The 4904-nt window shown below is 34.4% G+C and carries 4 protein-coding genes; 3 read left to right on the top strand and 1 reads right to left on the bottom strand.

The genetic code is table 11. The features are described 5' to 3' along the window. Positions 1 to 501 precede the first annotated feature (501 nt). From RBB48_RS31405 to RBB48_RS31395, 3 genes are all read left to right on the top strand, one after another. Entirely contained in the window at positions 502 to 1710 is a 1209-nt protein-coding gene (locus RBB48_RS31405; protein ID WP_306008843.1) for a S1C family serine protease, read from the top strand. A 490-nt stretch (positions 1711 to 2200) separates the two neighbouring features. Further along, positions 2201 to 3622 carry an ABC transporter permease gene (locus RBB48_RS31400; protein ID WP_306008842.1) on the top strand — a complete coding sequence of 474 codons (1422 nt, stop codon included), beginning with the start codon at positions 2201 to 2203 and terminating at the stop codon, positions 3620 to 3622. An 11-nt stretch (positions 3623 to 3633) separates the two neighbouring features. Beyond that, on the top strand, positions 3634 to 4320 hold the full coding sequence (locus RBB48_RS31395) for an ABC transporter ATP-binding protein (RefSeq protein ID WP_306008841.1): 687 nt from the start codon (positions 3634 to 3636) through the stop codon (positions 4318 to 4320). Positions 4321 to 4473: 153 nt separating this feature from the next. On the opposite strand, the gene RBB48_RS31390 is transcribed toward RBB48_RS31395, so the two are convergent. After that, the gene (locus tag RBB48_RS31390) at positions 4474 to 4746 is read right to left on the bottom strand and encodes an HU family DNA-binding protein (protein ID WP_306008840.1); all 273 of its coding nucleotides are present in this window, start codon (positions 4744 to 4746) and stop codon (positions 4474 to 4476) included. Positions 4747 to 4904: the final 158 nt, after the last annotated feature.

The following is a 4904-nucleotide window of genomic DNA, read 5'->3' as shown; positions in this document are numbered from 1 at the left end:
AAGTTTGTATGATACATGTACCAAATAGAAAGGAATGATACATGATGTTGACGACTTACACAATCTATCAAATTTTACCCCTTCCTTCTTATTTACACACAAACCTATTACCATCCATTCTCACGAGAATGCTAGGCTCTAAGGTTATAACAAAAGAATAAATAAGCTAATGGATGTTTATTGTCCCTTGTTTCCACTTTTTGCAAAACACCTGTATAAACATGCATGCTACTATGTACATTGAATACTCTATTTGTTGAGAGCCGAATAGGCTCTTTTTTTAGAGAGAAGCCCGGAGTAGGTGTGGATATCGTTATATATATTTGTAGAATAATTCAAATGTAATGTTACCCCTACGAAAAAACAGTTGATTTATGTCTAAACCATGCCTAAAGGTAAAATTTTCTTTTTTTGAAATGGTGATTCCTATATATTACATTCATACATCGTATTTCAAATATGAAGACAAAAATATTCAATTGTAAATTAAAGGAGAAAGGGATGTTCACAATGGGACACTATGATACAAATCAAACAGAAAGCAATAGGAATAAAGCCAATAAAAAAACAGGGTATTTTTTCACAGGAATAATTGGTGCAGTGATTGGTGCAATTACCATTGGATTGGCCACCCCTTATATAAATGAAATTAAAGGAAGTGCAGGTCAATCTCCTAAGCATAACGAAGTAAATCAGGCTACGCCGATCTCTTATAAACCAGAAGATGTGAGCAATCCTCAAAATATGATTGAATCTGCAAAAGAAGTTGTAGTAGGTGTCATTAACTATAAAAAAAATACAGATCCATTTAATATGCAAGCACAATCAGAAGAAGCTGGTTCAGGGTCAGGAGTCATATATAAAAAAACAGGTAATAAGGCTTTGATTGTTACAAATAATCATGTGATAGACGGTGCGAATAAAATAGAAGTGAAATTGAATAACGGTAAAAAGGTGACCGCTAAAGTAGTAGGAACAGATTCCTTATTAGATTTAGCTGTATTAGAAATTGACGGTACAGATGTAAATAGAGTCGCAACACTTGGAGACTCAGAAAAAATTCGTACAGGGGAAACTGTGATAGCCATTGGAAATCCATTAGGGCTTGAAGGGAGTGTAACAAAGGGGATTATTAGTAGCAAGGAACGAGAAATACCTGTTAGTACCCTTGTAAATCAACAAGTGGATTGGCAAGCACAGGTCATTCAAACAGATGCAGCTATTAATCCTGGGAATAGTGGAGGAGCTTTGTTTAATGAACAGGGTGAAGTCATTGGAATTAATTCGAGTAAAATCGCACAACAAGCAGTGGAAGGAATTGGATTTGCAATCCCGATTCATATAGCCAAAACAACCCTAGAGTCTCTTGAAAAAGAGGGAACAGTTAAACGCCCAATGATGGGTGTACAGTTATTGGATATTGAGAAAATAACAGATTCTGCACGTAATCAATTAAAATTACCAAAAGAGATAACAAGTGGTGCCATGTTGGGGAATATCTCAAGTCAATCACCAGCAGAAAAAGGCGGATTACAACAGTATGATGTTGTGATTGCATTGGATGAACAAAAAATAGAAAATGTCGTTCAATTCCGTAAATATTTATATGAAAAGAAAAAATTGGGGGATACAATTAAAGTAACCGTTTATCGAAATGGTGAAAAACTAACAAAAAACGTGAAATTAACGGATCAAACACGTACCGCTTAAAAATACAGCCACCTTTCGGTGGTTTTTTCTATTTTACTAGTTTTAATATGTGCTTTTTGTGTGAGTACTAGATATATCAGAGGTGGTACATGTGATGAAGCAAAAAGAATGCCCACATTGTTTTTCCATGCAAGAAGCTCATTTTCCAGCTACAGTTTCTCATCCTGTACAGTATGGGCCATATATTATATAAAAAAACTTATCCCATATTTGTTTCCCATCCTCAAGTTAATCATTTGGTGGCTGAATTTATTTATATGTACTATCATTCCGTTCGTCCTCATTCCACATTAAATGGACTGACTCCTTACCAATATTCAAAATCGATTGCATATGCTAACTTGTGTTCCAACTTTTGTTGAACAGGTCAATGAATAACTCCAAATAAACTCCAGATAACCCCCTGATATCTTTAGATAAACTACTGAATATCTTCATATAAACTCTAGATAGCCTATATAGAATACAAGGTATCAAGGAGGTAGAAATAATGAATTTTATAAAACGAGCAATTCTCAGTATGAAACAACGAAAAGGAACAACATTTATTTTGATGGCAGTTTTCTTAATTGTTGTCAATTTAGTATTAGCAGGCTTCACAGTCCAAAACGCAACTCAAAAAGCAGCGGATGCTGCAAGAAAAAAATTGGGGGCAGAGGTTGATCTAGCTCCTGATGTAATGAAGCTACTAGAGAGTGGGCAGGGAGATAAATTTACTCCTCTTACTGACCAATTAGCCGGTAAATTAGCAAAATCAAAGTATGTTAAAAATTATAATTACTTGTTCACAAGTAATGGTACTCCCGATGGATTTAAACATATTGAACCAGCTAATAAAGAGAACAATTCTTCATTTACTAAGATGGCAGGAGAAGGAGACATTCCGACCCTAAGTATATATGGTGTTAGAGAAATGAGTTTACTGGACACATTTAAAAGTGGAGAAAGTAAAATCGTGGATGGCAAACCAATTACAAAGGATGTAGTCGATAAAGATGTTGCTGTTATTGAAAAAAGATTAGCCGCTGAAAACAACCTAAAAGTCGGAGATAAAATTAAAGTAAAAGGAAGTGATTCCAAAACTACACTGGAATACGAGATTATTGGGATTTATGAAACAAGTCGAAAATTGGAAGGGATTTTAGCTAATTTGGGTGACGCTATGTTAGAACCAGCTAACAACATATATACTACCTATAAAGCCGCTCAAAAGAACGCGGGGGGAAAGAACGAGAAGGCAAAAGCAGGTAGTCCTGATGCTACTTCACTTCAAGCGGTATATTCTTTAAAAGACCCATTATTTATTGATGCATTTAAAGAAGAAGCAAAGAAATCAGGTCTTGATTTTGAAGTATTCAAGTTAGATGCACATGACGAAGTATATAAACAAATGGTTGGCCCAATTGAAAACATCGCCTCTACTTCACAAATGATTATCTATATTGTATCTATTGCGGGTGCTATTATCTTAGGATTAATCATTATGTTATCAATTAAAGGGCGTCGTAAGGAAATGGGTATCTTATTGTCCATTGGGGAGAAAAAATGGAAACTAATGGCCCAGTTAGTAGTAGAAGTAGTATGTGTTGCTGTATTAGCGTTTGGATTATCTGTCACAACAGGATCTAAAGTGTCTCAGTTAATAGGAAATAATTTACTCTCTAATGAAATTGCTACAGCAAGCGAAGAAAAAGATGATTCAAAAAATGGGGTATCAATGATAATTGAAGCTAATGGTAAGATGCCAAATGAAAAAGAAGATCCAATTGATAAAATTGATGTAAGTGTAACAGGAGAGGATTTAGGAAAAATGGGGGGAATTGGACTAGCTATTGCAATATTAGCAACGCTTCTTCCTGCATTATCTATTCTACGTTTAAATCCAAAACAAATTCTTTTAAAAGATGAATAAGGAGGCCCAATATGGAGACGATTTTACAATTTAAAAACTTAAATTATTATTATGAAAGTAACGGAAAAAAAGTAACGATACTAGATAATGTTAATTTTTCTTTTCAAAAAGGGCACTTTTACACGATTTTAGGGCCATCTGGATCTGGTAAAACCACAACGCTTAGCTTAGGTTGTGGGCTAGATATACCTAAAAATGGTCATGTACTGTATAAAGGCAAGGACATTCGAAAAATTGGTTTGGATCGATACCGTAATCAATATGTATCCGTGATTTTCCAAGCATATAACTTAATTACCTATATGACTGCTCTTCAAAATGTACTAACAGCCATGGAAATTACAGGTGTGAAGGTACAGAATAAAAAAGCAAGAGCATTAGAATTATTAGAGAAGGTAGGACTTACAGAAGTAGAGGCGAAACGAAATGTCTTGCAACTAAGTGGCGGGCAACAACAACGTGTAGCAATTGCTCGAGCACTATCTTGCAATGTAGATTTACTGATTGCCGATGAACCAACTGGAAACCTTGATGGAGAAACAGCAAATGAAATTATTGAGTTGTTCCAGGAGCTCGCCCATCAAGAGAATAAATGTGTAATTGTTGTGACGCATTCACAGAAAGTTGCAAAAAAATCAGATCGGGCTGTTTATTTAAGTAAGAAAAAATTAGCAGTAAAAGATGCGTCTAGCATCTAAAAAACAAATTCTATGATTAGAAGAGTTTGCAGGGTATGGAAATCGTGAAAATGATAAAAAACTAGTTAATTATTTTCCGAAAAAATATATGATTAATCTAAAAAGGAATGGAGATAAAAATCTCCATTCCTTTTTAGATAGATAATTTAATCCTTATTTAACAGCCTCTTTTAAAGCTTTACCAGTTTTAAATGCAGGTACTTTTCCTCCTGGGATATGCATTTCTTCGCCCGTTTGGGGATTGCGCCCAGTACGTGCAGAACGCTCACGTACTTCAAATGTACCAAATCCAATTAACTGTACGGATTCCTCTTTTTGAAGAGATTGTGTAATTTGATCTAGGATAGCTTGTACAGATGCGGTAGCATCTTTTTTAGTAAGTGATGTTTTCTCGGATACTTGGTTAATTAGTTCGGTTTTATTCATTATGAACCTCCATTAAATAATATTTGTTAATTTAATTTTATAGTATAGTATGTTTTCAAGAAAGGGTAAATTTTATATAAATATAATATTAAAAGGTTGACGATACTCTTACAGTTTTGTATAGGGGGATTAGGTATGTTTACTTTTAAATCTATACT

Origin of the sequence: Bacillus sp. MMSF_3353 (genome assembly GCF_030733445.1) — a bacterium.
Taxonomy (GTDB): Bacteria; Bacillota; Bacilli; order Bacillales; family Bacillaceae_G; genus Bacillus_A; species Bacillus_A wiedmannii.
The sequence above is the reverse complement of the archived record's forward strand: the minus strand, read 5'-3'. Positions and strand labels throughout refer to the sequence as shown.